The sequence below is a fragment of the Nocardioides sp. NPDC054178 genome (assembly GCF_055585005.1).
On record NZ_JBVJKY010000001.1, the window covers coordinates 932,526 to 958,317 of the forward strand.

Sequence of the window (25,792 nt, forward strand, 5' to 3'; positions counted from 1 at the left end):
TCTGCCGCGTTGCTCGCCCTGATGGGGGTCGCCCTCCTGGTGTTCGTCGTCGCTGCGCTCGTGCAGGCGGTGACCGGCTTCGGGTCCGTCCTGGCGGCGGTGCCCGGCCTGCTCCTGGTGACGGACCCTGCGCGGGCCGTCGTCGTGGCGACCCTCGTCAGCCTGGTCCTCACCGCCGGTCTCGCGCTGCGGGAGCGGGCCCATGTGGACCGGCGCGACAGCCTGCTGCTGGCCCTGACGGGGATCATCGGCATGCCGGTGGGGCTCGTGCTGCTGGAGGTGGCCGACGAGCGCCTGCTCACGGCTGGGATCGCCGCGGTGATGCTGGTCCTGGTGCTGCTGGTCGCCCGCGGGCCACGGATCGGACGTCGTGGTCTGCCGATCGTCGGCATCGTGAGCGGAGGACTGCTGACCTCCACCGGGATGAACGGCCCGCCCTTGGTGATGGCGCTCATCGACCGCGAACCACGTCGCTACCGCGCGACCCTCCAGGCGGTGTTCGCCGGTCAGGACCTCATCGCGGTCGCTGCCTTCGTGGCCCTGGGCCACGTCGACGCGACGGTGCTGATCCTCTCCCTGGGCGGCGTCGCCGGACTGCCCCTCGGCTGGTGGTTGGGCGAGGCCGTCTTCAAGCGGGTGCCGCCGGCCCGGCTGCGCCCGCTCGTCATCGGCACGCTCGCCGTCTCGGCGGCTGCCGTGCTCGTCGGCGCCGTCACCTGACCCGGCCGCTACCCCTGCGGCAGGCCGACGCTGTTCCGCTGGAAGTCCAGCAGCCGGTCGTTCTCGTAGGTGATGCGCTGGGCACTGGCCTCGAGGTCGCGAAACATCTCCTTCAGGGTGCGGATCCCGTCGGCCGACTGACGCACGATCAGCCCGGCCAGGTCGAGAGCGGTCCCCTCTGCTTCCGCGGCCGGCGCCGTACGCTGGGCCAGACCTGTCGCGACGGCCTCGTCCGCCCCCACGGCGCGCCCGGTGTAGATCAGCTCCTTGGCACGGGACAGGCCGACGAGCTGGGTCAGCCGGGCCGGCCCGACCGGAACGCCGAGCCGAGCGCCGGCCCACGCGAGCTTGAGGTTGTCCCCGGCCACGCGTAGGTCGCAGCCGGCGACGATCTCGGCGCCGGCCCCCACGCAGTTGCCGACGCAGACAGCGATCGTCGGCACGGGCACCTGGTCGACGAGCCGGTAGAGCTCGGCGAACGCCTCCATCCGGGCGACCCCGCCCGCCGCGTCCAGGGGCTCGGTGACGTCCGCGCCCGCGCAGAAGGCATCGGGAGACGTCGTGGAGAGGACGACGGCGCGAACCTCGCCGTCATCGGTCAGCTGCGTCAACGCGTCGTTGAGCAGGCGGAGCGTCGCGGAGTCGAGGGCGTTTCGCTTCTCGGGACGGTTGAGCCGGAGGATCTCGACGTCGCCGCGCCGCTCCCTCACCAGGCTCGTCATGGCCGGTCCACGAAGATGTCGTACTCCAGGTCGCCGGTCCCGCCGTACGTCGAGAGGTCGGTGACTCCCGCATCCCTCAGCACGTCCACATCCAGGAACGTGTTGCCGGTGCACTCGCGCGCGGGGCGCCCCAGGATCTCCATCGCGGCGTCGGCGACGATCTCGGGCGTACGCGACCTCTCCACCGCCGCGTCTCCGCCGAGGAGGTTCTGCACGGCGGCCGTGGCGATGAGGGTCTCGGGCCACAGGCAGTTGGCGGCGACGCCGTGCTCGGCGTACTCCGCCGCCCAGCTGAGCGTCAGCAGGCTCATCCCGTACTTCGCCAGGGTGTACGCCGGGTGTGCGCCGAGCCACTGCGGGGCCAGGTTGATCGGGGGCGAGAGCGACAGGATGTGCGGGTTGTCCGAGGCGCGCAGGTGGGGAAGCGACTTGCTGGTGAGCAGGTAGGTGCCGCGCAGCTGGATCTGCGTCATCAGATCGAAGCGCTTCATCGGCAGGTCCTCGGTGCCGTCGAGCGCGATCGCGGAGGCGTTGTTCAGCACGATGTCGATGCCGCCGAACCGCGCGACGGTCTGCGCCACCGCGTCCGCCACCGAGGCCTCGTCGCGGACATCGCCCACCACGGCCAGCGCCTGACCGCCCGCCTCCTCGATCTCGGCGGCGGCGGTGTGGACGGTGCCGGGGAGCCGCGGGTCGGGTTTGTCCGTCTTCGCCAGCAGCGTGACGTTTGCCCCCAGTCGGGCCGCGGCGATACCCACGGCCAGGCCGATGCCGCGGCTGCCGCCCGACATGATGATGGTGCGTCCAGTAAGGGTCATGCCTGGGACGTTACAGACCGCCTGCGGTCGTGGCAATGATGTAAATAACACATCGTCTGCGGGCGCGGGATTCATGTAACATCCCGAGGGATGTCATCGAACACTGCCGCCGCGGGCGCCCTTCGCCCTGTGTCCGCCCGTTCGGCGCTCCTGGGCCTGCTCATGGGTGCCGAGGTGCCGACGTTGTCCGCTCGCGAGCTCGTCGCAGGCGGCGGTCTGGTCGGCTTCTCGGAGACGACGGTCCGGGTCGCGCTCTCCCGCATGGTCGCCGCCGACGACCTGGTCCGAGCCGCGGACGGGAGATACCGGCTCTCCGAGAGGCTGAGCCACCGCCAGCGCCGTCAGGAGGCGGCGATCCACGTGCGGACCAGCGCGTGGGACGGCGAATGGGACCTGGTCGTGGTGACCGCCACCGGCCGCTCGGCCGCCGACCGGGCGAGCCTTCGCGCGACGCTCGCGGAGCTTCGTCTCGCCGAGCTGCGCGAGGGTGTCTGGGTCCGTCCGGCCAACCTCGAGCTCGCGTGGTCCGATCACCTCGCCGGCCTGTGCGAGCGGCTGACGATGCGGCCCACGACCGACCCTGCGGAGCTCGCCGGAAGGCTGTGGGACCTGACCGGCTGGGCCGCCCGGGCGCGCGAGCTGCTGGCAGCCACCGACACCGACGACCCGGTGCTGCGGTTCACCGCCTGCGCCACCTCGGTTCGCCATCTGCTCGCCGATCCCGTCCTGCCCGACGATCTGCTCCCCGCCGACTGGCCGGGTGCCGCGCTGCGGAAGGCGCACCTCGACTACAAGGACTGGCTGATCGACACCCGCCGGGCGCTCGTCGAGGGGCCCTAGGCTGTGTCCATGTCGGCACGTCGATGGATGCTCGGGCTCGAGCGCGCGTGGGACGCGGCGAGGCTCCGCCGAGCGGGCTCGCGGGTGCCGGCGGACTTCCGGATCAAGTGCTACGGCGGGCACGGGAGTGCCGAGGGGGTCGTCGTACGCGGCCGGGTCGTCGACGACCCACCCCCGTCGGAGGCGGAGGAGGGCGAGGGTGTGCGGGCCGCGGCACTGCGCATGGTCCGTCACTTCGTGACCGACGAGCTGCCGGGCGTGCCGCTGCGGATCACCGTGGGCGATGCGACGGTGGAGGTGGTCACCGACGACGAGGGCTACTTCCTGGCCCGGCTGCGGCCCGACCCGGAGACGCTGGAAGCACCGTGGACCCGCGGCACCGTCGAGCTTGCCGGCGACTACCGCGGCCTGGCCGCCGGCGACCACCGCGCGACGGTGGAGGTCCGCGTCCCCGGCGGCGAGGCGCAGCTCGGCGTGATCTCCGACATCGACGACACCATCCTCGAGACCGGGGTGCAGCGTGTCGGGCGGATGGTGCGTCAGACCCTCACCGGGTCGGCGCTGACACGCACCCCGTTCCCTGGGGCGCCCGAGCTCTACCGCGACCTGGCCGCCCGCGCGAACCCGGTCTTCTACATCTCCTCCAGCCCGTGGAACCTGTACGCGTTCCTGGACGCCTTCGTACGCCACCGCGACTTCCCCCGCGGCCCGCTCCTGCTGCGCGACCTGCTCGGCGGTGCCGGCGGCCGGGAGTCCAAGGCCGGGCGCATCGACGAGGTCCTGGCGCTCCACCCCGGCCTCCCGTTCGTCCTCCTGGGCGACTCCGGTGAGCACGATCCGGAGACCTATGCCGACACCGTCCGCCGCCATCCCGGGCGGATCCTCGCGGTCTACATCCGCGAGGTGCGGCTCGATCCTCACGACGGCCGGGTCGAGCGTGTGTGGGGCACCATGGGCGACGAGGTGCCGCTCGTGCTCGCCGCCGACAGCGAGGCGGTACGCCGCCACGCCACCGGTCTCGGCCTTCTCTGAGAGCGGCGTGCCCCCGGGTTCCGAACGCCGGACCGGGGCGCTGCGCCGGGCGTAGCATGGGTCTGCGCCGTGTGCGTCAACCGGGGGCGGCGCAGTCGTCGGTGAAGACACCGGAGGGTCCTGTGAACAAGGCGTTGCTGAATTCCCTGACCGAGAAGGAAGCGGCTCTCGTCCGTGAGGCGGATCCTGCTGCCCTGCGCGAGCTCGACGAGGACCAGCTGCTCGAGCTGCACGAGCGGGTGAGGCGCGAGCGCACCAAGCACCTGAAGGTCTACCGCCGCGATGCCAGCGCCGCGGTGGAGAGCGTCGGCGGACGCGGTAAGGCCTACGACCAGAACCAGCGCGCCCGGGCCAAGGCAGAGGTCTTCGAGTCCGTGCTGGCCCAGGTCAGCCGACAGGTCAGCGCGGCGGCGAGGAAGGCCTCGCAGGAGCTGCGGGCCGAACGGCTCGCCGCGGCGCGAGCCGCCGCCGGCTCAGGGCCACCTCGTGCGACTCCCGTGAACGAGGGGGCCAACCCTGTGCCCAGCGAGCGGCGGGCCGCGACGCGGACGACCGGAGGTCTCAAGCGTGACGCGTCCTCACGGGCGCAGGGCGCCCGTCGCCAAGGTGCGCGCGACGCGCGCTGAGCACCTCCCGGGCTGAGGTGATGATCAAGGCCCTCGGCCGTCATCCCCGACGGTCGGCTGGTGCGGCCACGGTCTGCGGGGTGACCTCGTCGCCTTCGACGGGGCGCCGCGACCAGTAGCTCGCCAGGATCGAGCCGGACACGTTGTGCCAGACCGAGAAGATCGCGGCGGGCAGCGCGGCGGCCGGTGAGAAGTGGACGGTGGCGAGGGCGGCGGCCAGGCCCGAGTTCTGCATGCCCACCTCGATGCTGATGGCGCGCCGGCTCGAGACCGGCATGCCGCACAGCCGCCCGACCGCGTACCCCAGGGCCAGGCCGGCGACGTTGTGCAGGACCACTGCGAGAACGACCAGGAGCCCGACCGAGAGCAGGGTGGAGGCGCTTCCGGCCACGACCGCGAGCACGACTCCGGTGATGCCGGCGACCGAGATCAGCGGGAGCACGTCGATGACCCGCTCGATGAGACGCGGCAGCAGCAGCCGGAGCACCAGCCCGAGGAGAACCGGAACGAGCACGATCTCCACGATCGAGACGAACAGGTCGCTCGCGGAGACCGGCAGGTCCTCCCCGATCAGGAGGAGGACGAGGAGGGGCGTCAGCATCGGCGCGAGCAGGGTCGACACGGACGTCATGGCCACCGACAGCGCGGTGTCGCCGCGGGCGAGATAGACCATCACGTTGGAGGCGGTGCCGCCGGGCGCGCAGCCGACCAGGATCATCCCCGCGGTGAGCACCGGGGAGAGGCTGAGTGCGTTCGCGATGCCCCAGCCGAGCAGCGGCATCACCGTGAACTGGGTGGCGACACCGAGCAGCAGAGCCCACGGCCGCCGGCCGATGATCGCGAAGTCGATGGGCCGCAGCGTCATGCCCATCCCGAGCATGATGATCTGGAGCAGCAGCGGCACCTGGGCCGCCCACCCGTCGAAGGTGCTGGGGGTGGCCAGCGCGACGGCGCCGGCGACCAGGACGATCAAGGCGAACCAGTGCCCCACGAAGGCGCTGACCTGTCGGACTGTGTTCATGCTCTTCCTCCCGAGACGACGGTTACGGAGTCGATCTGACGACCCGCCCGACGCGAGATCCTCGCAGGTCCTCGACGAGTGGCGCACCTGTCCTACGTCTACGCCGTCGGCGGCCGGGCAGGAGAGAAGCCAGGTCCCGGCCGGCTGCCGGGACCTGGCTTCTCGCGGGAATCTCGGGGTGTCAGGCCTTCTTGGTGGCCCAGAAGATCTCGGCGATCTCGTCGATCTTGGCCAGGAGCTGGTCAGCGACCTCGATGTCGAGGGTGCCCTTGGTGCCGGAGGCGCCGGCGAGCTTGGTGGCCTCGTTGACGAGGGTGTGGAGCTGGGGGTAGGCCTCGAAGTGCGGGGGCTTGAAGTAGTCGGTCCACAGCACCCAGAGGTGTTCCTTGACCAGGTTGGAGCGCTGCTCCTTGATCACGATGGCGCGGGTGCGGAAGTCGGGGTCGTCGCTGTCCAGGGCCTTGGCGATGACGGCCTTGACGGACTCGGCCTCGATGCGGGCCTGGGCGGGGTCGTAGACGCCGCAGGGCAGGTCGCAGTGGGCCGAGACCTCGATGGTGGGAGCGAACAGACGCATGGATGGTTCCTCTCGGTGATGGTGGACAGACCGTCGAGGTCGACGGTCAGGAAGCCTTCTCGGGCAGGACGCGATCGAGCGGAAGGGTGCTGACGGAGGCGCCGAGCGACCGGTAGCGCCGGTCGTGGTGCAGGAGCGGGTCGGCGGGCTCGCCGAGGCTGACCGAGTCGACCTCGAGCAGCACCAGCCATGCCTCGCCGGCGGGGATGACGCGGGCCACCCGCCCCGAGATGCTCGCCGCGGCGTCCGCCAGGACCGGCGGCTCCCCGTGCGGAAGCGTCCAGCCCTGGGCGACCGTGAACCGTGGCGCGGTCCGGTCGGCGAAGGCCGCGGCCACGTCGGCCTGGGCCTCCGTCAGGATGTGCACCGCGAGCCGGTCGCTCCCGGTGAGCGCCGGCCCGGACCGGCCGGACCGGGAGACCGAGAACGACAGCATCGGCGGGTTCGCGCTCACGGAGGCCACGCTGGAGACCGTCGCGCCGACGGGGCCCGTGTCGGTCGAGGCGACGACGATGGCCACGCCGGTGGGGTATCGACGGAAGCCGGCCTTGAACTGGTCGGTGAGTGTGTCGCTCACACCCCCTCCTCTCTCTTTGGCAGCGACGCTAAAACATCAAGTCCGGTTGAGGTCCAGTCATCCACGGTGTGATCGCTGACTCATCCGGCTGTCCGCGCTTGAGATCATGAGGGGCCACCGAGGTGCGACTTGTTAGACTAGTTAAGCACTTGTTATACAACCCGGGTTGGCCTTCTGCGACTTCGAAGCTTTGACCTCGGTCGCCTAATCTTCCCAGAGAACCGCTCTGCCTCACGATCTAAGGAGTCCCTTCGTGGACGTCTCGCCGCTCATCTGGTGGTTGACCATCGGCATCGCCAGTGCCGTGCTGCTCTTCGACGTACTCGTCATCGGCCGTCGTCCGCACGAGCCTTCGCGTCGGGAGCTGATCGTGGCGCTGAGCGTCTACATCGGTCTGGCGATCCTGTTCGGCATCGGGGTCTACGTGTTCGCGGGCCACGAGTTCGGGACGCAGTTCTTCGCGGGCTGGGTGACGGAGTACTCGCTCTCGGTCGACAACCTGTTCATCTTCATCATCATCATGTCGAAGTTCGCGGTGCCGAGGCAGTTCCAGCAGAAGGCGCTGCTGATCGGCATCATCTTGGCGCTGGTCTTCCGCGGCATCTTCATCGCCGTGGGTGCGGCCGCGATCGAGAACTTCAGCTGGGTCTTCTACCTCTTCGGCGCGTTCTTGATCTACACCGCGGTCAAGCTCGCCCTGGAGGGCGGCGAGGACGAGGACGAGTACGAGGAGCCCGCCGTGGTGAAGTTCCTCGAGCGGCACATCCCGCTGACCTCGCAGTGGGGCGACAGCGCGAAGATGTTCATCCGCGAGAACGGCAAGCGGGTGGCGACCCCGATGTTCGTGGTCATCTGCGCGCTGGGCACCACCGACCTGCTGTTCGCGCTCGACTCGATCCCGGCGATCTACGGTCTGACCAACGAGGCCTACCTGGTCCTGACCGCCAACATCTTCGCCCTGATGGGTCTGCGCCAGCTCTACTTCCTCATCGGTGGTCTGCTGGAGCGGCTGGTCTACCTCTCCTACGGTCTGGCGATCCTGCTCGGGTTCATCGGTCTCAAGCTGGTCTTCCACGCGCTGCACGAGAACGAGCTGCCCTTCATCAACGGTGGCCAGCACGTCGAGTGGGCCCCGGAGGTCTCCATCGAGGTCTCCCTGAGCGTGATCATCGGCATCCTGGCCATCACCACCATCCTGAGCCTGCTGAAGTCGCGCAGCATGACCGCGAAGGAGCGCGACGAGGCCACCGGCCCGCGCAGCATGTGACGCGTCGTCAACCCGGCTGAGCCGGAACCACCCGCAGGCCCGCTCCGACCGGAGCGGGCCTGCGGTCGTTCTCAGAGCTCGGGCTGCGGCGGCAGCGGCCGCGAGCACAGGTCGGCCGCGTCCTGCTTGCCCATCCCGAAGGCTCGCAGGAGACGTACGGTCATCTGGTCGGAGAGTGCGCCGGCGTCCGCGTCCGGCTCGGTCTCGAGCAGCTGGAGCAGGCCGAGCAGGGCGCCGCCGGCGGTCATGAGGGCGAGCTGGAGGTTCTCGATGTCGAAGCGTCCTGCGGCCACCCCCGCCTCGATGTCGCGCAGGGCCCTGGGGGCGAGCCCGCGGTCGTGGACGAGCACGCGCATCCCCTCGTTGAGGATGACGCGTACGAACTCGGGCAGCTGCCGCTGCAGGCGCCCGGTCATCCGGAAGCTGACCGCGAAGACCTCGGCCGGATCGTCGTACGCCGCCACGAGGTCGTCGAGCACGCCGCCGTAGGTCTCGAGAACGCGGGCGACGGCGGCCTCGAAGAGCGCTTCCTTGCTGTCGAAGTGGTTGTAGAAGCTGCCGAAGCCGACGTCGGCGGCGTCGGTGATCTGCTGGATGCTCACGTTCGGCTGGCCGCCGGCGAGGAAGGTCGTCGCGGCCTGGAGCAGCGCATTTCGGGTGCGCTCCTTGCGCCGATCGATCCGCGACGGCGGCGACACCGGGTCCGTGGTCATGGACGGATCATACCTGATGATGTCATCAGAAACGCTTGACAGATAGAACCATCGCTAGTGATGATTTCATCAGTTATCCAACGAAGGGGAACTGATGACGACCGTGAACGACCGCCCACAGGCCGAGCGCATCGAGCGCACCGTCCGCGTCGGACGGCGCGACATCTTCGTGACGGAGGCCGGATCGGGACCGGCCGTGGTGCTTCTCCACGGTGGTGGCGCCGGCGCGACGGGCACGTCGAACTACGCGCGGAACATCGACGTCCTGGCCCGTCACTTCCGGGTGATCGTCCCGGACCTGCCGGGCTACGGACGCTCGACGAAGCGGATCGACTACCAGGACCCCTTCGGCGACCTCGCGGCAGCCGTCAGCGGCCTTCTCGACGAGCTCGACATCGACCGGGCCCACCTCGTCGGCAACTCCTACGGCGGTGCAGCGGCTCTCCGGCTGGCGATGGATCGCCCCGACAAGGTCGATCGGCTGATCCTGATGGGGCCCGGCGGCATCGGCACCACCCGGGCCCTGCCGACCAAGGGTCTGAACGCACTGCTCGACTACTACGGAGGCGAGGGGCCGACCCGGGAGAAGCTGTCCCGGTTCATCCGTGACTACCTGGTCTTCGACGGCGCGGCCGTTCCCGACGAGCTGATCGAGCTGCGCTACGAGGCCAGCATCCAGCCGGAGGTGGTCGCCGACCCGCCGCTGCGCCGGCCGGCCGGCAGGTCCGCGCTGCGGACGCTGTGGCGGATGGACCTGACCCGGGACCGTCGCCTGGCGCAGGTGCGGGCGAAGACGCTGGTGGTCTGGGGCCAGGACGACAAGGTCAACCGCCCCTCCGGCGCCCGGCTGCTCGCCGGGACCGTGCCGAGCTGCGACGTCTATCTGGCCGCCGACACCGGCCACTGGGTCCAGTGGGAGCGGGCCGACCTGTTCAACGAGCTGGCGACGGCGTTCCTGTCATGAGTGTCTTCGGCAACGTCCAGCTCGGCTATCTGGTGGTCGAGTCGCAGCGCTTCCGGGAATGGCGGAGCTTCGGAGCCGACGCGATCGGGCTGCACGTCGACGAGCTCGACGCCGACACGATGCGGTTCCGCCTCGACGAGCGTGAGTGCCGCTTCCTGATCCGGCGGGGTCCGGCCGAGGACCTGATGGCCATCGGCTGGCACGTCACCGACCACGAGACGTTCGACCGCGTCATCGCGCGGGTGGCGGACCGGGGCGTACCTGTCGAAGAGGGGGCGCCGGAGGAGGCAGCGCTGCGCGGGGTCGAGCGGCTGTGGCGCTTTCCCGGTCCCAAGGGGATCGTCCAGGAGGTCTTCACCGTCGCCCACGATTCCCCGGAGCCGCTGCGCATGGTGACCTCGGCGTTCGTCACCGGCGACGGCGGCATGGGCCATGTCGCGATCACCTCTCGGGAACCGCACGCGATCCACCGCTACTACGACACGGTCTTCGACTCGCGGCTGAGCGACTACATCGACGAGAACATCGGGGGGCTGAGGCTCAAGATCCGGTTCCTGCGGGTCAACGAGCGTCACCACTCGATCGCAGTGGCCAACGTCCAGGGCCTGAAGATCGAGCCGGTCCGTACGCGTTGCCAGCACGTCAACATCCAGGCCGCGACGCTCGAGGACATGGTGGCTGCGTACGGCCGGGTCCGGGAGCTCGGCTTCACGATGGCCTGGTCCATCGGACAGCACACCAACGACAAGGAGCTGTCCTTCTACTGCGTGAGCCCGTCGGGCTTCGAGGTGGAGGTCGGCTGGAACCCGATCGTCATCACCCCGGAGCTCGAGGAGGCCTGGCAGGTCGCCACCCACCAGGGGATCAGCATCTGGGGCCACCAGACGGTCGACCCCGGCGTCCTCGACAGGCTCGGCCAGCTCCGCCAGGTGGCGGGCCATCTGCTCCGTCCTGAGATCACCGTCCCTGCCCTGAGCGGAGAACCTGCATGAACACCTACGACATCGCCGTCGTCGGCCTGGGCCCGACGGGCCTCACCCTCGCCCATCTGCTCGGCCGCCGCGGGCTCTCGGTGGTGGTGCTCGAACGCGAGCCGGAGTTCTACGGCAACGCCCGCGCCGTCTACACCGACGACGAGGCGCTGCGCGTCTTCCAGACCGCCGGAGTGGCCGACGAGATCCACCAGGACATGAACGTCGACTCCGCCGTGCAGTGGGTGAGGTCCGACGGCACGACCCTGGTCCAGTTCCGCGAGACCCAGCGGCCGCTGTGGTGGCCGGTCGTGAACTTCCTCTACCAGCCCTATCTGGAGACCCGGCTCGAAACGCTCCTGGACCGCTACCCCCACGTCGAGGTACGCCGCGGCCGCGAGGTCCTCGGCTTCACCCAGGACGACGACGGTGTCACCGTCCGGCATGCCGCCGCGACCGGGAGCCGCTACGGCAAGCGTGAGAACGTCGTCGACGAAGGTTCTGGTGAGACGCTGCGGGCCGCGTACCTGGTCGCCGCCGATGGTGGTCGCAGCGTGGTGCGGTCCCGGCTCGGGATCGACATGTCCGGCAAGAGCTATCCCGAACGCTGGCTCGTGGTCGACCTCGAGGCGAGGGCCGGCGTCGACGCCTTCCGGCACCTGCCGTACTTCGACTTCGTCTGCAGCTCGGAGATGCCGACGGTCAGCTGCCCGCAGCCGGGCGGTCACCACCGGTTCGAGTTCGCGCTGAACGATTCCGACGACACGGCGCACTTCGAGTCCGACGAGACGGTCCGTCGGCTCATCGGCAGGTACGTCGACGTGGACGAGGTCGAGGTCAGACGCCAGCTCGTCTACACGTTCAACGCGGTCACGGCGGACCGCTGGCGCGAGGGCAGAGTCCTCCTCGCGGGCGACGCCGCGCACATGACGCCCCAGTTCGTCGGGCAGGGGATGAACGCCGGCGTACGAGATGCCGACAACCTCTCCTGGAAGCTCGAGGCGGTCGTGCGTCACGGTGCCGACCCGACGGTCCTGGACACGTACGAGACCGAGCGGAAACCGCACGCCAAGGCGATGATCGCCCTCTCGGTCTTCAACAAGTCGCTCGTCTCGATCAAGCACCCGGTCGGGGCGAAGGCCCGCGATGCCGCGATGTGGACGGCGTTGCGTGTCCCCGGGCTCGGTGGCTGGATCGAACGGGCCGGCATGAAGCCGAAACCCCGCTTCGGTCGCGACAGCTATCTCGGCATGCCGCGGGGCGTGCTGGGTGCCGAGGGAACGCTGGCGCCCCAGCCGGTCGTACGCCGCTACGACGGCCGTCCGATCCGCTTCGACGACGCTGTCGGGATCGGGTGGGCCGTGGTCGGCATCGGGATCGACCCGCGGGAGGCGCTCGGCAGCGACATCGCCACCTGGGAGCGCGTGGGGGCGTCGTTCACGACCGTGTTCGCCCCCGGCGCGCGTCCGCAGGGCGCGGTGGGCGATGGCCGCCGCCGCGCCGGACTGGTCGATGTCGAGGACACCACCGGAGAGCTGGGCCGCTGGCTCGGCCGCCATCGGATCCACCGTGGTGACCTGCTCGTCCTACGTCCGGACAAGTTCGTGTTCGGCACCGGTCGGGATGCCTCCGTCCTGACCGCGGGCCTGCACCGGCATCTCGGTCTCTCCGAGGTGAGTCCTCTCGCCCAGACCGCCGAGGCGATCTGATGGGACAGCTGCCCGGTCGGGTCGACGTACATCACCATGCGGTCCCCGCGTTCTACCGCCGTCTCCTCGAGGAGCGCGGGCTGCGGCCCGGGGGAGTGCCCGTGCCGGAGTGGACACCGCAGAAGTCGCTGCGGGTCATGGACCGCAACGGCATCGCGACGAGCATCCTGTCCGTCTCCACGCCCGGAGCCTGGCTCGGCGACGACCGTCAGGCCCGTCACCTGGCGCGTCGGCTCAACGAGTTCTGCGCCGGCGTCGTCGCCGACGACCAGCCCCGCTTCGGCTTCTTCGCCACCCTCACCCTCCCCGATGTCGAGGGCGCGATCGCGGAGGCCGAGCACGCCCTCGACGTACTCGGCGCCGACGGCATCGTGCTGCTCGGCAGCGTCGCGGGCCGCTACGTCTACGAACCCGACTTCGAGCCGCTGCTCGCCTACCTGCACGAGCGAGAGGCGGTGGTGTTCCTGCACCCGGGAGAGCTCGCGGCCGAGCCGGCGCCGGGCATCCCCTCGTTCACGGCCGACTTCCTGCTCGACACGGTGCGGGCGGCGACCGGTCTCGTCCTCAGCGGTGCCCTGGAGAAGTACGACGGGATCAGTTGGGTCCTGGCCCACGCCGGCGGGTTCCTGCCGTACGTCAGTCATCGGATCCTGCTGACGATGATCCGCGGCGAGCACAAGCTGTCCCAGGCGAGGGCCATGGTGGACCGCAGGCGGGAGACGAGGCGGCGCCTCGACCTGCTGCGCCGGTTCTACTTCGACATCGCGCTCTCCTCGAGCCCGACGGCCCTGCCGAGCCTGACGGCGTTCGCCGACCCGACCCGGCTGCTCTACGGCAGCGACTTCCCGTTCGCGCCTTCGCCGGCGGTGCGCTTCATGCGTCAGGAGTACGAGGAGACGGCCGTCGCCGCCGACCTCCGGGTCGCCATCGACCATCGCAACGCCCACGCCCTGTTCCCTCGCCTGGCAGGAGAGCCGCGATGACCACCCACCACGACCTGCACACCGACTCCGGAGGCCTGGCGGGGGAGCACCCCGGACGGGCCACGAACCCCGTCATCAAGGTCACCGACCTCGCCTGGCTCGAGTTCGCCAAGCCGGACCTGCGGCGCGCCGAGATCTTCGCCCAGGCCTTCGGGTTCAGCACCGTGACCCGGACGGAGACGGAGCTGGTCCTGCGCGGCACCGACCCCGGTACGCCGGCCGTGATCGTGCGGAAGGGGTCGCGGTCGAGATATCTCGGCGCCGCCTTCAAGGCCGCCGACGACGCGGACCTCCTTCGCCTCGCCGAGGCCACCGGCGCTGCCGTACGTCCCCTGCCCGACCACCTCGGAGGCATGACGACCGACCTGGTCGACCCGAGCGGCGTACGCGTCCGGGTGGTCTCCGGGGTGCACACGCTCCCGGCGCTGGAACCGCAGGTCCCGCTGCCGCTGAACGCCGGAGCGGCGACCCGGCGTATCGGTCGGGGCCAGCGTCCACCCCGAGAACCCGCGCGGATCCAGCGACTCGGGCACGTCGTCCTGCAGACGACGCGATATCGCGAGACCCTCGACTGGTATCTCGAGCATCTCGGCATGATCGTCAGCGACTTCAAGTTCTACGCGGGCCAGCGGGAGCGCGGCCCCGTGATGAGCTTCGTCCGGTGCGACCTGGGTGCTGTTCCGGCGGACCACCACACGCTCGCGATGACCCTCGGGCCTCGCAACCGCTATGTGCACTCGGCGTACCAGGTCAGTGATCTGGATGCGCTCGCTGCCGGTGGGGAGTATCTGCTGGACCGGGGATACGACCGTTCGTGGGGGATCGGCCGCCACGTCGAGGGCAGCCAGATCTTCGACTATTGGCGCGACCCCGACGGCTTCCTCGTCGAGCACTTCACCGACGGCGACCTGTTCGACAACACCCTCGAGACCGGCTGGTCGGAGATGACCGCGTCCGGGCTCGCCCAGTGGGGACCGCCCGCCTCGCTGGACTTCCTGGGGGTCTCGCCCCGTCGTCCGGAGTCCTTCCGCGAGCTCGCCTCCATCGGCATCGCCCTCGGCGGGCGCAACGAGTTCGACCTCCACCGGCTCCGCGGCCTGCTCGCCGTGGCCCGCACCTGACCTCCCTTCCTACCAAGGAGCTCGCTCATGCCTCTCTCCGTCCTCCGCACCTCCGACGCCTGGTGGGTGAGCACCCCGCGGGGAGCCGCCCGGATCGACACCGACGCCACGACCACGGCCGAGCTGCTGGCGTCGCGCAGCGCGATCACCGTCGCCGCTGCCTCGGCCACCGACACGGTGCCGGTCGAGGAGCTCGACCTGCTGTCCCCGGTCACCACGCCCTGCCGGGTCGTCGCGCAGATGACCAACTTCCGGTCCCATGCGAAGGACGCCGGTATCGACCCGACCACCGTGCCCCTGACGTTCTTCCGGAAGTCCTCGGCCTCGGTCAGCGGCCCGGCGGCCGACATCGTCCGTCCGGCTCATGTGTCCCTGCTCGACTACGAGGTGGAGATCGGCCTCGTCATCGGCCGCCCGGTCGGCGTCGGCACCGAGATCACGCCGGAGAACCATCGCTCGTTCCTCGCCGGTCTGGTCGTCACCAACGACGTCTCCGCCCGGGATGTCCAGCTCCCGCAGACCCAGTTCTACGAGGCGAAGTCCTATCCGGGCTTCACCCCGGTCGGCCCCGCACTCGTGCTCCTGGACGAGGACGAGCTCGCCTGCTTCGACGACCTCCGGCTCCGCCTCTGGGTCAACGGGGAGCTGCGCCAGGACGGCCGCGTCGGCGGGGACATGATCTACCAGCCGCTCGAGGCGCTGCGGTCGTTGGCCCGCTTCCAAGATCTCGCTCCCGGCGACCTCGTCCTCACCGGGACGCCCGTCGGGACCGCCCTCTCCGCGCCGCCGAAGGCGATCGAGATCCTCGGGTCGCTGCTCCCGACGGCCACCAAGTGGCGCCTCTTCTTCCGCAGGCAGGCGGGCAACCGGCGCTATCTCCAGGACGGCGACCTCGTCGAGGCGGCGGTCTCCACCGACGACGGCAGGGTGGACCTGGGGCGGCAGCGGAACCGGGTCCGGTACGCCACCGGGTGATTTCCGTGGCTGTCAGGACAGCCTCGTCCTAGGGTGAGCGCATGACCGTGGCAGCCGCTCCCGGACCCCGCTGGCTCGGGGACGCCGGACAGGTCGCGTTGGCCGGAGCGCTGGCGCTGGTGCTGCTGCCGGTCGGCTGGACCTCGGTCGTCGACGGTGAGGTCGGCACGGCCTGGGAGATCGCGCTCCTGGCCGCCCTGGTGGCACTTCATGGCGCCGTGGCCACCGCCCGGCGCCGGCCGCTGCCGTCGTTCGCCGTCGGGGCGCTGGCCGAGCTGGTGCTGGTCGCCGCCCCCGACCTGAGCGGGCCGACGGCCACGGCGGCGGGAAGCGCCTACGGGCCGGTGCTCCTGCCGAGCAGCCTGTGCTTCTTCGTGCTGCTCTACGCGGTCAGTGCGCAGGACCGGCGACCGTGGCCAGGAGTCGCGCTCGGCATCGGGCTGGTGGGATGCCTGATCACCGTCGTACGGCTGTCGGGGTTCGAGGGCACCGGGCTGCAGGGGTGGACGTGGTGGCTGATGGTGGCCACCGCCACGGTCGCGGCCACGGTGGCGGCATGGGCCCTCGGCCGGTTCCGGGCCACCCGGGCCGCCTGGATCGACCAGCTCGCCGACCGGGCCGCCGCCGAGGAGCGCCAGCGCATCGCGCGCGAGATGCACGACGTGGTCGCGCACTCGCTCGCGGTCGTGGTCAGCCATGCCGAGGCCGGCCGGATGGTCGTCGGGCAGCAGCCGGAGCGTGCCCCGGGGATCCTCGACACCATCGCGACCACGGGCCGGGAGGCCCTCATGGAGATGCGCGGGCTGCTCGGCGTGCTGGGCGGGGAGTCATCTCGACAAGCTCGATACATCGCCTCGACCGAGCCGCAACCGGGGCTGGCCGACGTCGACGCGCTCGTCGAGCGGATGCGCGAATCCGGCCTGAGGATCCACCTCGAGATGGACGAGCCCGGTCCGGTCCCGCCGGCCCTCGGGCTGACCGCCTACCGGGTCGTGCAGGAGGCGCTCACCAACGTCACCCGCCACGCGGGCCCCGGCGCCGTCGCGACCGTCTCGGTGACCCGCACCGGTCGCCGGCTCCGGGTCGAGGTCAGCGACGACGGCGTGGGGATCCAGCGACCGCCCGGCCGCGGTCTGCGCGGGATGCGGGAACGGGTGTCCGCGGTCGGCGGCACCCTCGAGGCCGGGCCGAGCGACGAGGGCTGGCGCGTCCGCGCCATGATGCCGCTGTGAGCGAGCCGGAGCACCCGATCCGCGTCGCGATCGTCGACGACCAGGAGCTGATGCGCTCGGCGCTCCGGATGATGGTGGAGAGCCAGCCGGACCTCGAGCTCGCCGGGGAGGCGGCCGACGGTCACGAGGCGCTCGCCCTGGTGCGGTCGAAGCGGGTCGACGTCGTCCTGATGGACCTGCGAATGCCCAGGCTCGACGGGATCCAGGCCACGGCAGCGATCACCGGGGAGCAGGCGGCGACGCGAGTGATCGCGCTGACGACGTTCGACCTCGACGACTACGCCTTTCCGGCGATCCGGGCCGGCGCCAGCGGCTTCCTCCTCAAGGACGCCCGCGCGGAGGAGATCGTCGAGGCGATCCGCACCGTTCACGCAGGTCACGCCGTGGTGGCGCCGTCGACGACGCGTCGTCTGCTCGAGCACGTCGCGACCACGCCGGCTGCCGACAGCGGCCGCGCCGCCGCCATCCGCGACACCCTGACGCCGCGCGAGCTCGACATGCTGCTCGAGCTCGCCACCGGCGACAGCAACGCCGAGATCGCCCGCCGCGTCCACCTCTCCGAGGCGACGGTGAAGACCCACGTCGGCCATGTGCTCGCCAAGCTCGGCCTGCGCGATCGGGTGCAGGCGGTCGTGCTGGCGTACGAGACCGGGCTGGTGGGTCCCCGGAGCTGAGCCTCATCCCAGAGGTGGAGAGGCCCGCGACCTGAGGGCGACGAACCGCCGCCGCGAGCGGACCAGTGTGGAGACATGACCACACCAGCACCCGCCGGGCCGAGCCCGGACAGAAGAGCTCCGCTTCCCTCCCGCCCGATGGAGCGTACGCAGCCACGATCATCCATACGCCGCGCCGCGCCCTGGCTGGCCGGCGCCTGGGCCCTCACCTTCGCCACCTTGTCCGGGCTCGCGCTCCTGGGCCGGATCCCCGACCCGTGGGTTCCCGAGACGGCCTCGACGCTCGGCGGTCTCAGCGGCACCCAGATGTCCTGGGTGGTCGCCGTCGCCGCGCTCCTGGTGCTCGTCGGCGGCGTTCTGGGAGCCGGAGTGCGGGAGCGCGTCGCGCAGCGGCGTGCCGGCTGGCTCCTGGTCGGGGTCGGGCTCGTGGTCGCGCTGGTCGTCTCCGACGTACGCGCGCTGGCCTTCCTCGGCTACCTGCCGATGACGCTGCTCGCGCTGGTCGGCATCGGTCCGGCGGCGGGGCATCTGAGCTGGGACGTCACCATCGACTCGGGCACGGCGCTCGCGCTCGCGGTCGGTGGGCTGGCGACGGTGGTCGCCGGGGTCGGCCTGCTCGAGCGGGCCGAGCCGGACGGCCGGATCGACTGGAGCCGCTGGACGCGCTGGGGCCGCCCAGCCGTCGCGGTGGCGGTCGTCGTCCCTCTCCTCTACGCCGTCACCCGGATCGGCTGGGCGGTGGGCGTGCCGCTCGGGATCAGGCAGGAGATGCTCGACGAGCTCGGCTCGGCGAGGTGGGCCGGCCTCGGTCTGGCGCTCTTCGCGGTCGTCGGGGCCCTGCTGACCTGGGGTCTGATCGCCCGCTGGGGCGAGGTCTTCTGAGCCTGGGTGCCGCGGTTCGGCGGCCGCCCGGTTCCGGTGGCGATGGCGCTGGTGCCCGGCATCCTGGTCGCCGCCGCGGTCACCTCCGCGGGGCTGTCCTTCTGGCGGATGGTGCTCGCCGGTGACCTGTGGGCCGTCCCCGGCGCCACCTCGGACTGGGCGGCCTGGGCCCCGGAGCTGTTGTGGCCGCTGTGGGGCGTCGCGCTCGCCGTCGCCTGCCTCGCCTACCTGGGGCGTCGCGTCGGCGTCCGCTGACGCGCGAGGCCCGCTCGACCCGGGAGACCCCAGGTCGAGCGGGCCCTGTCGGCCGTCAGTCGGTGACCGAGAGCTCGCCGAGCTCGGACCACTCCTGACCGGGCACGTTGGTGTTGACGATCCGCGGCGTCTCGGCGAGATGGCGCGGGAGGTCGGCCTGGGCCTGCTTGAAGTGGGTCGAGGTGACGTGGGCGGCGCCGGCGTCGTCGTCGGCGAAGGCCTCGAGCAGGACGTACTCGTTCGGGTCCTCGAGGCTGCGGGACCAGTCGAACCAGAGGTTGCCGGGCTCGGCCCGGGTGGCCTCGGTGAACGGGCCGGAGATGGCGGGCCAGTCCTCGGCGTACTCCGGCTTGATGCGGAAGCGGGCGGCGATGAAGATCATCGGGCTCTCCTCGGTGTGGATGGGATCGGTTGGCCGGACCGCTCGACCGCAGCCTGGATCCGCTGTCCGGCGATGTCGGAGAGCCAGCCTAGGCCCGCCCCGACCACCAGCGCGATGAGCGTGCCGGCGAGGTCGAAGGAGGTGCCGAACATGACCGCGGTCCCGGCGAAGGCGCCGGGGATGAAGGACAGCAGATCCACCGTGGCCTGCAGGCACAGGACGAACGCGACGACCGTGACCACCAGGGCCACCGCACCGGTGAAGGTGACGTAGGTCAGGACCAGGCTCGCGCCGTACCCCCACAGCGCGCCGGCGAGGTTGGCCGCGAGACCCTTCAGGAATCCCTCACGACCACCTCCGGCGGCGAAGTAGCAGGCCCAGGCGACGAACCCGACCCAGGTGATGAGCGCGAGCTCGATGCTCACCTGGGTCCAGATGCCCGCGAGCACTCCGACCGAGATGCCGATGCCGAGGAGCTTCTTCATGTCGTCGCCTCCTCAGGGGACCAGGATCGCGCGGCCGCGGACCCGGCCGGCGTCGAGGTCGGAGACGGCGGTCTGGAAGTCGTCGAGGGCGTACTTCTGGGTGTGCAGCGTGACGGCCCCGCGGGCGGCGAGCGCCATCAGGTCGCACAGGTCGTTGTAGGACCCGACCAGGTTGCCGATGAAGTTGATCTCGGTCGAGATGATGTCGATGGTCGGCACATCGATGTTCTCGCCGTAGCCGACGACGTGGTAGTCGCCCGCCCGGCGGAGCATCCGGACCCCCTCGGCGGTCGCGCCGCCCTCGCCGACGAAGTCGACGAGGACCTCAGCGCCGTGGCCGCCGGTGAGCTCCAGCACCTGGTCGACCTGGGTCCCGTCGGCGACGACCCCGTGATCGGCTCCGATCGACAGGGCCAGCTTCACGGCGTCCGGGTTGCGGTCGACGACGATCAGCTCGGCGGGGCTGAGCGCCTTGAGGACCTGGATGCCGATGTGCCCGAGCCCGCCGGCGCCGATGACCACGCACCGGTCGCGTGGCGTCAGGCGCCGGGCGGCCTTGGCGACCGCGTGGTAGGCGGTCAGACCGGCGTCGGCCAGGGCGGCCACGTCGGCCGGCTCCAGGGAGTCGTCGATCTTCACCACCGAGCGGGCGGAGGTCTTCAGGTACTCCGCGTAGCCGCCGTCGGTGTCGATGCCGGGGAACTGGTTGAGCTCGCAGTGCACGTCGTCGCCCGAGCGGCAGGCCCGGCACAGCCCGCAGGTGATCAGCGGGTGCAGGATCACCTTGTCGCCCTCGGCGACGTGGGTGACGGCAGCACCCACGGCGTGCACCCAGCCGGCGTTCTCGTGGCCGATCGTGTAGGGCAGCGCGACGCCGGACTTCTCCGCCCACTGCCCCTCCAGGATGTGCAGGTCGGTGCGGCACACCCCGGCGCCGCCGATCCTGACGACCACGTCGAACGGGCCGGTCGGCTCGGGGACGGGGACCTCGGCCATCGCCAGCGGCTGGTGGTAGCCGACCACCTGGACGGCTCGCATGGTGCTCATGATGATGCTCCTTCTCGGTGCAGGTCGGTCAGGGGTACGAAGGCCGGCGCGGTGACCTCGTCGCCGTAGCGCGTCGCCAGCAGGCCGCGGCAGAAGTGCGCGTTCCCGTCGATCGAGATCCGGGTCGAACGCGCCCTCCGCAGGGCCAGCGGGATGTCGCCGGGGCGCTCGCCGTCGTGGTCGACCAGGACGTACGCCTCCGGCAGGTCGGGCAGCCCGAGGACCGCCCGGCGCCGCCGGAGCGAGGCGGTGAACTCGTCGTCGGGCAGGTCCCCGAGCCGCACCTCGCCCACGGTGTCCTCGGCCAGGTCCGGCTGCTCCCGCAGCAGCCGGGTCAGGCAGCGCTCCAGCGCCGCCGTGTGGGCCTTGCGGTGGAACGTGGTCCGCAGCTCGTCCAGGGACGACTCGGCCTCGTGGCGGAACGTGCCGAGATAGCCGGCATCTGCCGCCAGCCCGGCATTGATCAGGTCGGAGTCGTGGTGGTCGTCGAGCTCGACGACCACCTGGTCGGTCCACGGCAGCGCGGTCAGCGCGTCCTTGGCGTCGCTCGCCATCAGGTAGGCGAAGTTGGGCGAGCAGAACGACGTCGGCAGCCGCAGGTGGACCTCGACCCGGACAGGTGCTGCCGGGGAGACGGTCAGCGACCGGACGAAACCCAGGTCGGTGATGGGCTCGTCGAGCTCGGGGTCGACGACGGCGTCGAGGGCGGTGTACGCCTGGGTGGCGCGGGTGCTCTCCTGGGTCAGCAGCGACATGTCACACCGCCGCGAGGTCGGCCCGCTCGGGCTCACGGGGACCCGTCGCGGTCTCGTCCGCCTCGGGCAGCCGCAGCTCGGCGGGCACCTCGAGGTCGTACATCTTCGCGGCGTTGAGGCCCAGGATCTTCTTCTTCTGCGCGACGGTGAGCGGGGCGTACTCGGTCATGTCCTCCGGGATCTGGAAGTCCACGAACCGCTCGATCAGCCACTTCGGCGTCCAGATCGCGTAGTCGGAGGAGAACTGGATCCGGTCCTCGCCGATCCAGTAGACGAGCTCGCCGAGGATCTGGGCGAAGTAGCGCGGCCGGGTGTGGATGAACGGCATCGCGACCGCCAGCCCGCCGTGCACATTGGGCTCCTGGGTGGCGATCCAGCAGAAGTCCTCCAGCCGCGGCAGGCCGACGTGCTCGACGACGAAGTTCAGGTCGGTGAAGTCGCTGGCGACGTGGTCGATGTCGGCGACGTCAAAAGCGTCGCGGTCCAGCGGCCGGATCGTCGGGCCCTTGTGGATGTGGATGTTGGTGATCCCGAGCTCGCGGCAGGCCTCGAAGTAGCGGTACGCCCACGGGTCGGTCAGCTTCCAGCCGCGCGACTCCCCGTGCCACTCGGCGGTGTAGAGCTTGACGCCCTTGAGTCCGAACCGCTCGGCGTCGGCGTGGAGCTGTTCGAGCCCGGCCTCGCCGTTGCGCGGGTCGAAGTGATGGTTGTACGTCAGCTTGTCGGGGTGCGTCGCGGCCAGCTGCGAGGCCTCCTCGGTCTGCCCGAACCCGTTCCGGTAGAACTCGCCCAGATGGGCCGGCTGGAAGACGGCGTGGTCGACGTAGCCGACCTCGAACAGGTCGTGCATCAGCCGCTCGCCGCCCTGGTAGAGGTAGTCCTCGTAGGACCAGTGCTCCGACTCGGGGGAGAGGTTGCGGTGGTAGTCGTAGAAGCAGTCGATGAACTGCTTGCCGTGGATGTTGCGCTGGTTCTCCGGACGGGCGTCCCAGAGCGCGACGTGGGCGTCGACGATGAAGTACGACTCGTTGTCCTTGGTGTACATCGGGTCCTCCGTTCTGTGGCTTTCGTCACAGGACGCTAGGGCGGCTGCGGCGCGCAGATCAGGGGTGCGGCGTCTCAATGTGAGACCTCGACCGTCTCAATCTGAGACGCTGCCGGGCTGTCCACTCCGGGAAGCGGATGTAACGTCGATCACATGACAGGCCGTCATCCGATCGCGCAGCGCACCGCGGCCGTCGACGCCTCGGCGCTGGCGCCACGGGTCCGCGCGTCCTGGCAGCGCAGCCAGGAGTACGGCGTCTCCGTCGAGGAGGTCGACCCGGTCTTCTCCGGTGCCTACGACCAGGAGTCGCTCTTCTTCCAGTGCGGCCAGGAGGTGCTCGACGACCTCCACCGGACGCTCGTCGGCGAGCCGGTCAGCCTGATGCTCACCGACCCGGGTGGTCTGGTGCTCAACCGGCTCAGCGGCGACCAGCAGCTGCTCCGGGACCTCGACGCCGTCCATCTGGCGCCGGGGTTCAGCTACGCCGAGCGCGCGGCCGGCACCAACGGGCTCGGGCTCGCGCTGGCGGACCGGACACCGACCGTGGTCCGGGCCGAGGAGCACTACTCGCTCTCGCTGTGCAGCTACACCTGTGCCGCCGCGCCGGTGATCGACCCGATCAGCGGACGCCTGGAGGGCAGCGTCAACCTGACCACGTGGTCGGAGTCGTCCCACGACCTGCTGCTCGCCCTGGCGCAGTCGGCGGCCAGCAACACCGCATCGCTCATGCTCGCCCGTGCCCACGGCCGCTTCCCGCGGCCGGCTCCCCGTGGCGAGGTGTTCCGGGTCGAGGCGCCCCGGCTGGAGCCGGGCTCCGGCAGTCTTCGCGACCTCTCCTCCGCCTGGTGCGAGGCGCTGGCGAGCGTGCGTGACGCGCTCCGGGTCGGCCGGCGGGTCGCCGTGGTCGGGGAGCCGGGGGTGGGGCGTACGACCCTGGTCGCCCAGGCCTTCCGCGACCTGCGACCCCGCGACCGGATCCTGGCCGCCTCCGCTCCGCAGCCCGCAGACGCCGAGGCCTGGCTGTCGCTGTGGACGCCGGAGCTCGCCAAGGAGGACACCGCGGTGGTCGTCCGCGACGTGAACATGCTCCCGGCCTGGGTGGCCGAACGGCTGCACACCCTCCTCGTCGAGGCGGCGCCTGCGGCGGTCGCCGCCGTCCCGTTCGCGATGACGGCCGACACCTTCGACGGCATCCCGGCGGCCCTGGCCGACCTCGTCGACACCGTGGTCGAGGTGCCGCCGCTGCGGGAGCGGCCCGAGGACGTGCTTCCGCTGGCGCATCGGGTGGGGCTGCGGGTGCGGGGCCGGGAGATCGCGCTGACCCCGGCCGCGGAGCGGGCGCTGCACGACCACGGCTGGCCGGGCAACGTCACCGAGCTCGTCCATGTCGTCCAGCGGGCCGTGAGCGCGGGCGACCAGATCGACCTGCGCCACCTTCCCGCCGACGTGCTCTCCGACACCAGGCGGCCGCTGTCCCGCATCGATGCCTTCGAACGGGGCGAGATCGTCCGCGTCCTGACCCGCCCGGGCATCACCATGCAGGAGGCGGCCGCGGAGCTCGGGATGTCGCGCGCGACCGTCTACCGGAAGGTGCAGCAGTACGGGATCCGGCTTCGGCCGGGCTAGCGGAGCCGGTCCCGCTGCGGAGTCGAACTCTTGGCCACGTCCAGGAAAACTCTCGGCTCAGCCCGGGGCGTCAGGGGTGCTCGACAGGGACCATGGGCCCATGCGTATCCGTCCCCCACGCGCCGGTCGCCCGCATGTGAACCACCTGGCCGGACAGGGCGGACCCGCTCTGAACGGCCAGAACATCGCCGGCCGGCTTGTCCAGCAGGACCCGTTCTCCCCTGATGAGGCCTCGAGCATCGTCGCGCAGGTCGCGCGCATCCTCGCCCCGGGCCATGCCGCCGGACAGGTGCACGGAGACATCAGACCGGCCACCATCGGCTACGCCCCGGACGGCCGGATCGCACTGGTCCGTGCACCCGCGCCTCGCGGTGGGGAGGGCCTGCCGTACATGTCCCCCGAGCAGATCGACCGCGGGAGGACCGGCCCGGCGAGCGACATCTACTCCCTCGGCGCCGTCCTCTTCGAGCTGCTCGCCGGGCGCCCGCCGTACGCCGGGGTCGAGCCCGAACGGATCGGCACCCTGGTGACGGTGCCCGGTCAGCTCGACGGGATCACGACCGCCATGCTCGACCAGGACCCGGGCAGGCGTCCGCGGGCGGACGAGGTGGCGACGGTGCTCGAGAGCGGTGTCGCGGCGCCGCCGAAGCGGGTCGTGCGCCCGACCGGCACCACCGGCCCGCGCTTCTCGCCCACGCTGCTGGGTGTGCTGATGGTGCTGATCCTGCCGGGGCTGGTCCTCGGTGGCTGGGGCACGCTCCGGGCCGCCGACACGATGTCGGACGTCGGGAGCGCCGCGCCGCTGGCCGACATCTTGCCGACCAGCTTCCAGCTCGCCTTCGACCTCTCGATCGAGCGCGACGCGCTCCGGACCGATGCGGCGCTGACCGAGGACTTCCTCCAGATCACCGACAGGTCCATCGGGGCCTGGAATGCCGAGGTCGAGGAGCTGGACACCGCCGGTGATCCGGGGCTGCGGCGGCGTACGGAGAGGTCGGCGGCCGCCCTCGAGCGGCTCTCGGACATCCGCGCGGCCGCTCGTGCCGGGAACAGGACCGGCAAGCTGGCGGCCGTCGAGATGTACACGAACGCCGTCAACGGCCTCTTCGACCTCGCCGCCGAGCTGCCCTCGTTCCAGGACCAGGAGCTGGCCAAGCAGGCGCGGAACCTGGAGCTGATCGGTTCCGTCTCGGAGGTGCTCGGGCTCGAGCGGCGGATCATGGCCAACGCCTTGCGGAACGAGCGGATCAGCGACCAGGGCATCGCCGATCTCAACGCGGCCCAGGACTCCTGGGCGACCCACTCGGAGTCGTTCTACGCGCGCGCCGACCCGGTGACGCGGCAGCGGCTCGACAGGATCTCGGGCCGCTCGTTCGAGTTCGGCTCCTACGCGGTCTCGTCGCAGCGCGCGGTCATCCGGGTGCTGAACGCTCGTGACGTCGAGGACGTGGTCAGGCAGCTGGAGGACAGCGCCGACGGCAGGTCGGTGGACCAGCTCTGGCTCGCCGATGCGGCCGGCTACGTCCAGGATCTCAAGGAGGTGGTCGTCGACGCCGCCGGCCGGCTCGCGGACGACATCGAGCGCGAGCACCGCGACGCCCAGGACCAGACGATCGCCTGGGGAGTCTTCGCCGGCATCGTGCTGGCGGTGCTCGCCGCCCTCGGGGTCGCCCTGCTCCGCACGCGAGGACGATCAGTTGATGCGTAAACCGGCGACAATAGCAAAGATCGGCGGACTTCATCGGTGCGTACACGAGACGCGCGGGGTGTGAG

The 25,792-nt window shown here is 70.9% G+C and carries 28 protein-coding genes; 17 read left to right on the forward strand and 11 right to left on the reverse strand.

What is annotated here, in order from left to right; genetic code table 11:
- Positions 1 to 9 precede the first annotated feature (9 nt).
- Positions 10 to 720, forward strand: coding sequence for a sulfite exporter TauE/SafE family protein (locus tag ACZ6WN_RS04505; protein ID WP_465862965.1), 711 nt, complete (start codon positions 10 to 12; stop codon positions 718 to 720).
- 8 nt (positions 721 to 728) lie between these two features.
- Here ACZ6WN_RS04505 and ACZ6WN_RS04510 read toward each other — a convergent pair whose 3' ends face one another.
- Together ACZ6WN_RS04510 and ACZ6WN_RS04515 are read right to left on the reverse strand one after the other, a co-directional pair.
- The gene (locus ACZ6WN_RS04510) at positions 729 to 1,442 is read right to left on the reverse strand and encodes an enoyl-CoA hydratase/isomerase family protein (protein WP_465862966.1); all 714 of its coding nucleotides are present in this window, start codon (positions 1,440 to 1,442) and stop codon (positions 729 to 731) included.
- The gene (locus ACZ6WN_RS04515; protein WP_465862967.1) at positions 1,439 to 2,260 is read right to left on the reverse strand and encodes an SDR family oxidoreductase; all 822 of its coding nucleotides are present in this window, start codon (positions 2,258 to 2,260) and stop codon (positions 1,439 to 1,441) included. The genes ACZ6WN_RS04510 and ACZ6WN_RS04515 overlap by 4 nt, the downstream gene beginning before the upstream one ends.
- A 90-nt stretch (positions 2,261 to 2,350) precedes the next feature.
- Here ACZ6WN_RS04515 and ACZ6WN_RS04520 point away from each other — a divergent pair, with 90 nt between their 5' ends.
- The 3 genes from ACZ6WN_RS04520 to ACZ6WN_RS04530 all read left to right on the forward strand — a co-directional run bounded on the left by ACZ6WN_RS04520 (position 2,351) and on the right by ACZ6WN_RS04530 (position 4,758).
- Complete coding sequence (locus tag ACZ6WN_RS04520) at positions 2,351 to 3,100, forward strand: PaaX family transcriptional regulator C-terminal domain-containing protein (RefSeq protein WP_465862968.1); 750 nt, start codon at positions 2,351 to 2,353, stop codon at positions 3,098 to 3,100.
- A 9-nt stretch (positions 3,101 to 3,109) separates the two neighbouring features.
- Positions 3,110 to 4,132, forward strand: coding sequence for an App1 family protein (locus tag ACZ6WN_RS04525; protein ID WP_465862970.1), 1,023 nt, complete (start codon positions 3,110 to 3,112; stop codon positions 4,130 to 4,132).
- 122 nt (positions 4,133 to 4,254) lie between these two features.
- The gene (locus ACZ6WN_RS04530) at positions 4,255 to 4,758 is read left to right on the forward strand and encodes a hypothetical protein (RefSeq protein WP_465862971.1); all 504 of its coding nucleotides are present in this window, start codon (positions 4,255 to 4,257) and stop codon (positions 4,756 to 4,758) included.
- A 40-nt stretch (positions 4,759 to 4,798) separates the two neighbouring features.
- Here ACZ6WN_RS04530 and ACZ6WN_RS04535 read toward each other — a convergent pair whose 3' ends face one another.
- The 3 genes from ACZ6WN_RS04535 to ACZ6WN_RS04545 all read right to left on the reverse strand — a co-directional run bounded on the left by ACZ6WN_RS04535 (position 4,799) and on the right by ACZ6WN_RS04545 (position 6,933).
- A complete protein-coding gene (locus ACZ6WN_RS04535; RefSeq protein WP_465862972.1) occupies positions 4,799 to 5,779 on the reverse strand; it encodes a bile acid:sodium symporter family protein in 981 nt (326 codons plus the stop codon).
- 181 nt (positions 5,780 to 5,960) lie between these two features.
- Positions 5,961 to 6,356, reverse strand: a complete 396-nt coding sequence (sodN, locus tag ACZ6WN_RS04540) for a superoxide dismutase, Ni (RefSeq protein WP_465862974.1) — start codon at positions 6,354 to 6,356, stop codon at positions 5,961 to 5,963.
- Between the two features lie 46 nt (positions 6,357 to 6,402).
- Positions 6,403 to 6,933: a flavin reductase family protein gene (locus ACZ6WN_RS04545; RefSeq protein ID WP_465862976.1), complete on the reverse strand. Its 531-nt coding sequence runs from the start codon at positions 6,931 to 6,933 to the stop codon at positions 6,403 to 6,405.
- A gap of 253 nt (positions 6,934 to 7,186) precedes the next feature.
- Between ACZ6WN_RS04545 and ACZ6WN_RS04550 the strand changes: the two genes are divergently transcribed.
- Complete coding sequence (locus tag ACZ6WN_RS04550; protein WP_465862978.1) at positions 7,187 to 8,200, forward strand: TerC/Alx family metal homeostasis membrane protein; 1,014 nt, start codon at positions 7,187 to 7,189, stop codon at positions 8,198 to 8,200.
- A gap of 71 nt (positions 8,201 to 8,271) precedes the next feature.
- Here ACZ6WN_RS04550 and ACZ6WN_RS04555 read toward each other — a convergent pair whose 3' ends face one another.
- Positions 8,272 to 8,913 carry a TetR/AcrR family transcriptional regulator gene (locus tag ACZ6WN_RS04555; RefSeq protein WP_465862979.1) on the reverse strand — a complete coding sequence of 214 codons (642 nt, stop codon included), beginning with the start codon at positions 8,911 to 8,913 and terminating at the stop codon, positions 8,272 to 8,274.
- A 94-nt stretch (positions 8,914 to 9,007) separates the two neighbouring features.
- Between ACZ6WN_RS04555 and ACZ6WN_RS04560 the strand changes: the two genes are divergently transcribed.
- From ACZ6WN_RS04560 to ACZ6WN_RS04605, 10 genes are all read left to right on the forward strand, one after another.
- Entirely contained in the window at positions 9,008 to 9,877 is an 870-nt protein-coding gene (locus ACZ6WN_RS04560) for an alpha/beta fold hydrolase (protein ID WP_465862981.1), read from the forward strand.
- Positions 9,874 to 10,869 (forward strand): VOC family protein, encoded by a 996-nt coding sequence (locus tag ACZ6WN_RS04565; protein ID WP_465862982.1) that lies wholly within the window; start codon positions 9,874 to 9,876, stop codon positions 10,867 to 10,869. Before ACZ6WN_RS04560 ends, ACZ6WN_RS04565 begins: the two co-directional genes overlap by 4 nt.
- Positions 10,866 to 12,557: a bifunctional 3-(3-hydroxy-phenyl)propionate/3-hydroxycinnamic acid hydroxylase gene (locus ACZ6WN_RS04570; protein WP_465862983.1), complete on the forward strand. Its 1,692-nt coding sequence runs from the start codon at positions 10,866 to 10,868 to the stop codon at positions 12,555 to 12,557. Before ACZ6WN_RS04565 ends, ACZ6WN_RS04570 begins: the two co-directional genes overlap by 4 nt.
- Positions 12,557 to 13,540 carry an amidohydrolase family protein gene (locus tag ACZ6WN_RS04575; protein ID WP_465862985.1) on the forward strand — a complete coding sequence of 328 codons (984 nt, stop codon included), beginning with the start codon at positions 12,557 to 12,559 and terminating at the stop codon, positions 13,538 to 13,540. Before ACZ6WN_RS04570 ends, ACZ6WN_RS04575 begins: the two co-directional genes overlap by 1 nt.
- Entirely contained in the window at positions 13,537 to 14,661 is a 1,125-nt protein-coding gene (locus tag ACZ6WN_RS04580) for a VOC family protein (protein WP_465862987.1), read from the forward strand. The genes ACZ6WN_RS04575 and ACZ6WN_RS04580 overlap by 4 nt, the downstream gene beginning before the upstream one ends.
- A 27-nt stretch (positions 14,662 to 14,688) precedes the next feature.
- Positions 14,689 to 15,636 (forward strand): fumarylacetoacetate hydrolase family protein, encoded by a 948-nt coding sequence (locus ACZ6WN_RS04585; RefSeq protein WP_465862988.1) that lies wholly within the window; start codon positions 14,689 to 14,691, stop codon positions 15,634 to 15,636.
- A 41-nt stretch (positions 15,637 to 15,677) separates the two neighbouring features.
- Entirely contained in the window at positions 15,678 to 16,868 is a 1,191-nt protein-coding gene (locus ACZ6WN_RS04590; protein ID WP_465862990.1) for a sensor histidine kinase, read from the forward strand.
- Complete coding sequence (locus ACZ6WN_RS04595; protein WP_465862991.1) at positions 16,865 to 17,542, forward strand: response regulator; 678 nt, start codon at positions 16,865 to 16,867, stop codon at positions 17,540 to 17,542. The genes ACZ6WN_RS04590 and ACZ6WN_RS04595 overlap by 4 nt, the downstream gene beginning before the upstream one ends.
- Positions 17,543 to 17,617: 75 nt before the next feature.
- A complete protein-coding gene (locus ACZ6WN_RS04600; protein WP_465862992.1) occupies positions 17,618 to 18,424 on the forward strand; it encodes a hypothetical protein in 807 nt (268 codons plus the stop codon).
- Positions 18,425 to 18,430: 6 nt separating this feature from the next.
- Positions 18,431 to 18,679, forward strand: coding sequence for a hypothetical protein (locus ACZ6WN_RS04605; protein ID WP_465862994.1), 249 nt, complete (start codon positions 18,431 to 18,433; stop codon positions 18,677 to 18,679).
- Positions 18,680 to 18,734: 55 nt separating this feature from the next.
- On the opposite strand, the gene ACZ6WN_RS04610 is transcribed toward ACZ6WN_RS04605, so the two are convergent.
- The 5 genes from ACZ6WN_RS04610 to ACZ6WN_RS04630 are packed head-to-tail and all read right to left on the reverse strand — an operon-like array spanning position 18,735 to position 22,393.
- Positions 18,735 to 19,061: a putative quinol monooxygenase gene (locus ACZ6WN_RS04610; RefSeq protein ID WP_465862995.1), complete on the reverse strand. Its 327-nt coding sequence runs from the start codon at positions 19,059 to 19,061 to the stop codon at positions 18,735 to 18,737.
- Positions 19,058 to 19,546, reverse strand: a complete 489-nt coding sequence (locus ACZ6WN_RS04615; protein WP_465862996.1) for a DUF1097 domain-containing protein — start codon at positions 19,544 to 19,546, stop codon at positions 19,058 to 19,060. Before ACZ6WN_RS04615 ends, ACZ6WN_RS04610 begins: the two co-directional genes overlap by 4 nt.
- Positions 19,547 to 19,558: 12 nt before the next feature.
- Positions 19,559 to 20,593 (reverse strand): NAD(P)-dependent alcohol dehydrogenase, encoded by a 1,035-nt coding sequence (locus tag ACZ6WN_RS04620; RefSeq protein ID WP_465862998.1) that lies wholly within the window; start codon positions 20,591 to 20,593, stop codon positions 19,559 to 19,561.
- Complete coding sequence (locus tag ACZ6WN_RS04625; protein WP_465862999.1) at positions 20,590 to 21,348, reverse strand: iron-sulfur cluster assembly protein; 759 nt, start codon at positions 21,346 to 21,348, stop codon at positions 20,590 to 20,592. Before ACZ6WN_RS04625 ends, ACZ6WN_RS04620 begins: the two co-directional genes overlap by 4 nt.
- Position 21,349: 1 nt before the next feature.
- Positions 21,350 to 22,393 carry an amidohydrolase family protein gene (locus tag ACZ6WN_RS04630; protein WP_465863000.1) on the reverse strand — a complete coding sequence of 348 codons (1,044 nt, stop codon included), beginning with the start codon at positions 22,391 to 22,393 and terminating at the stop codon, positions 21,350 to 21,352.
- A 153-nt stretch (positions 22,394 to 22,546) separates the two neighbouring features.
- On the opposite strand from ACZ6WN_RS04630, the gene ACZ6WN_RS04635 reads away from it, so the two are divergent.
- Positions 22,547 to 24,019, forward strand: a complete 1,473-nt coding sequence (locus ACZ6WN_RS04635) for an AAA-type ATPase lid domain-containing protein (RefSeq protein WP_465863001.1) — start codon at positions 22,547 to 22,549, stop codon at positions 24,017 to 24,019.
- 100 nt (positions 24,020 to 24,119) lie between these two features.
- Positions 24,120 to 25,727: a serine/threonine-protein kinase gene (locus ACZ6WN_RS04640; RefSeq protein WP_465863002.1), complete on the forward strand. Its 1,608-nt coding sequence runs from the start codon at positions 24,120 to 24,122 to the stop codon at positions 25,725 to 25,727.
- Positions 25,728 to 25,792: the final 65 nt, after the last annotated feature.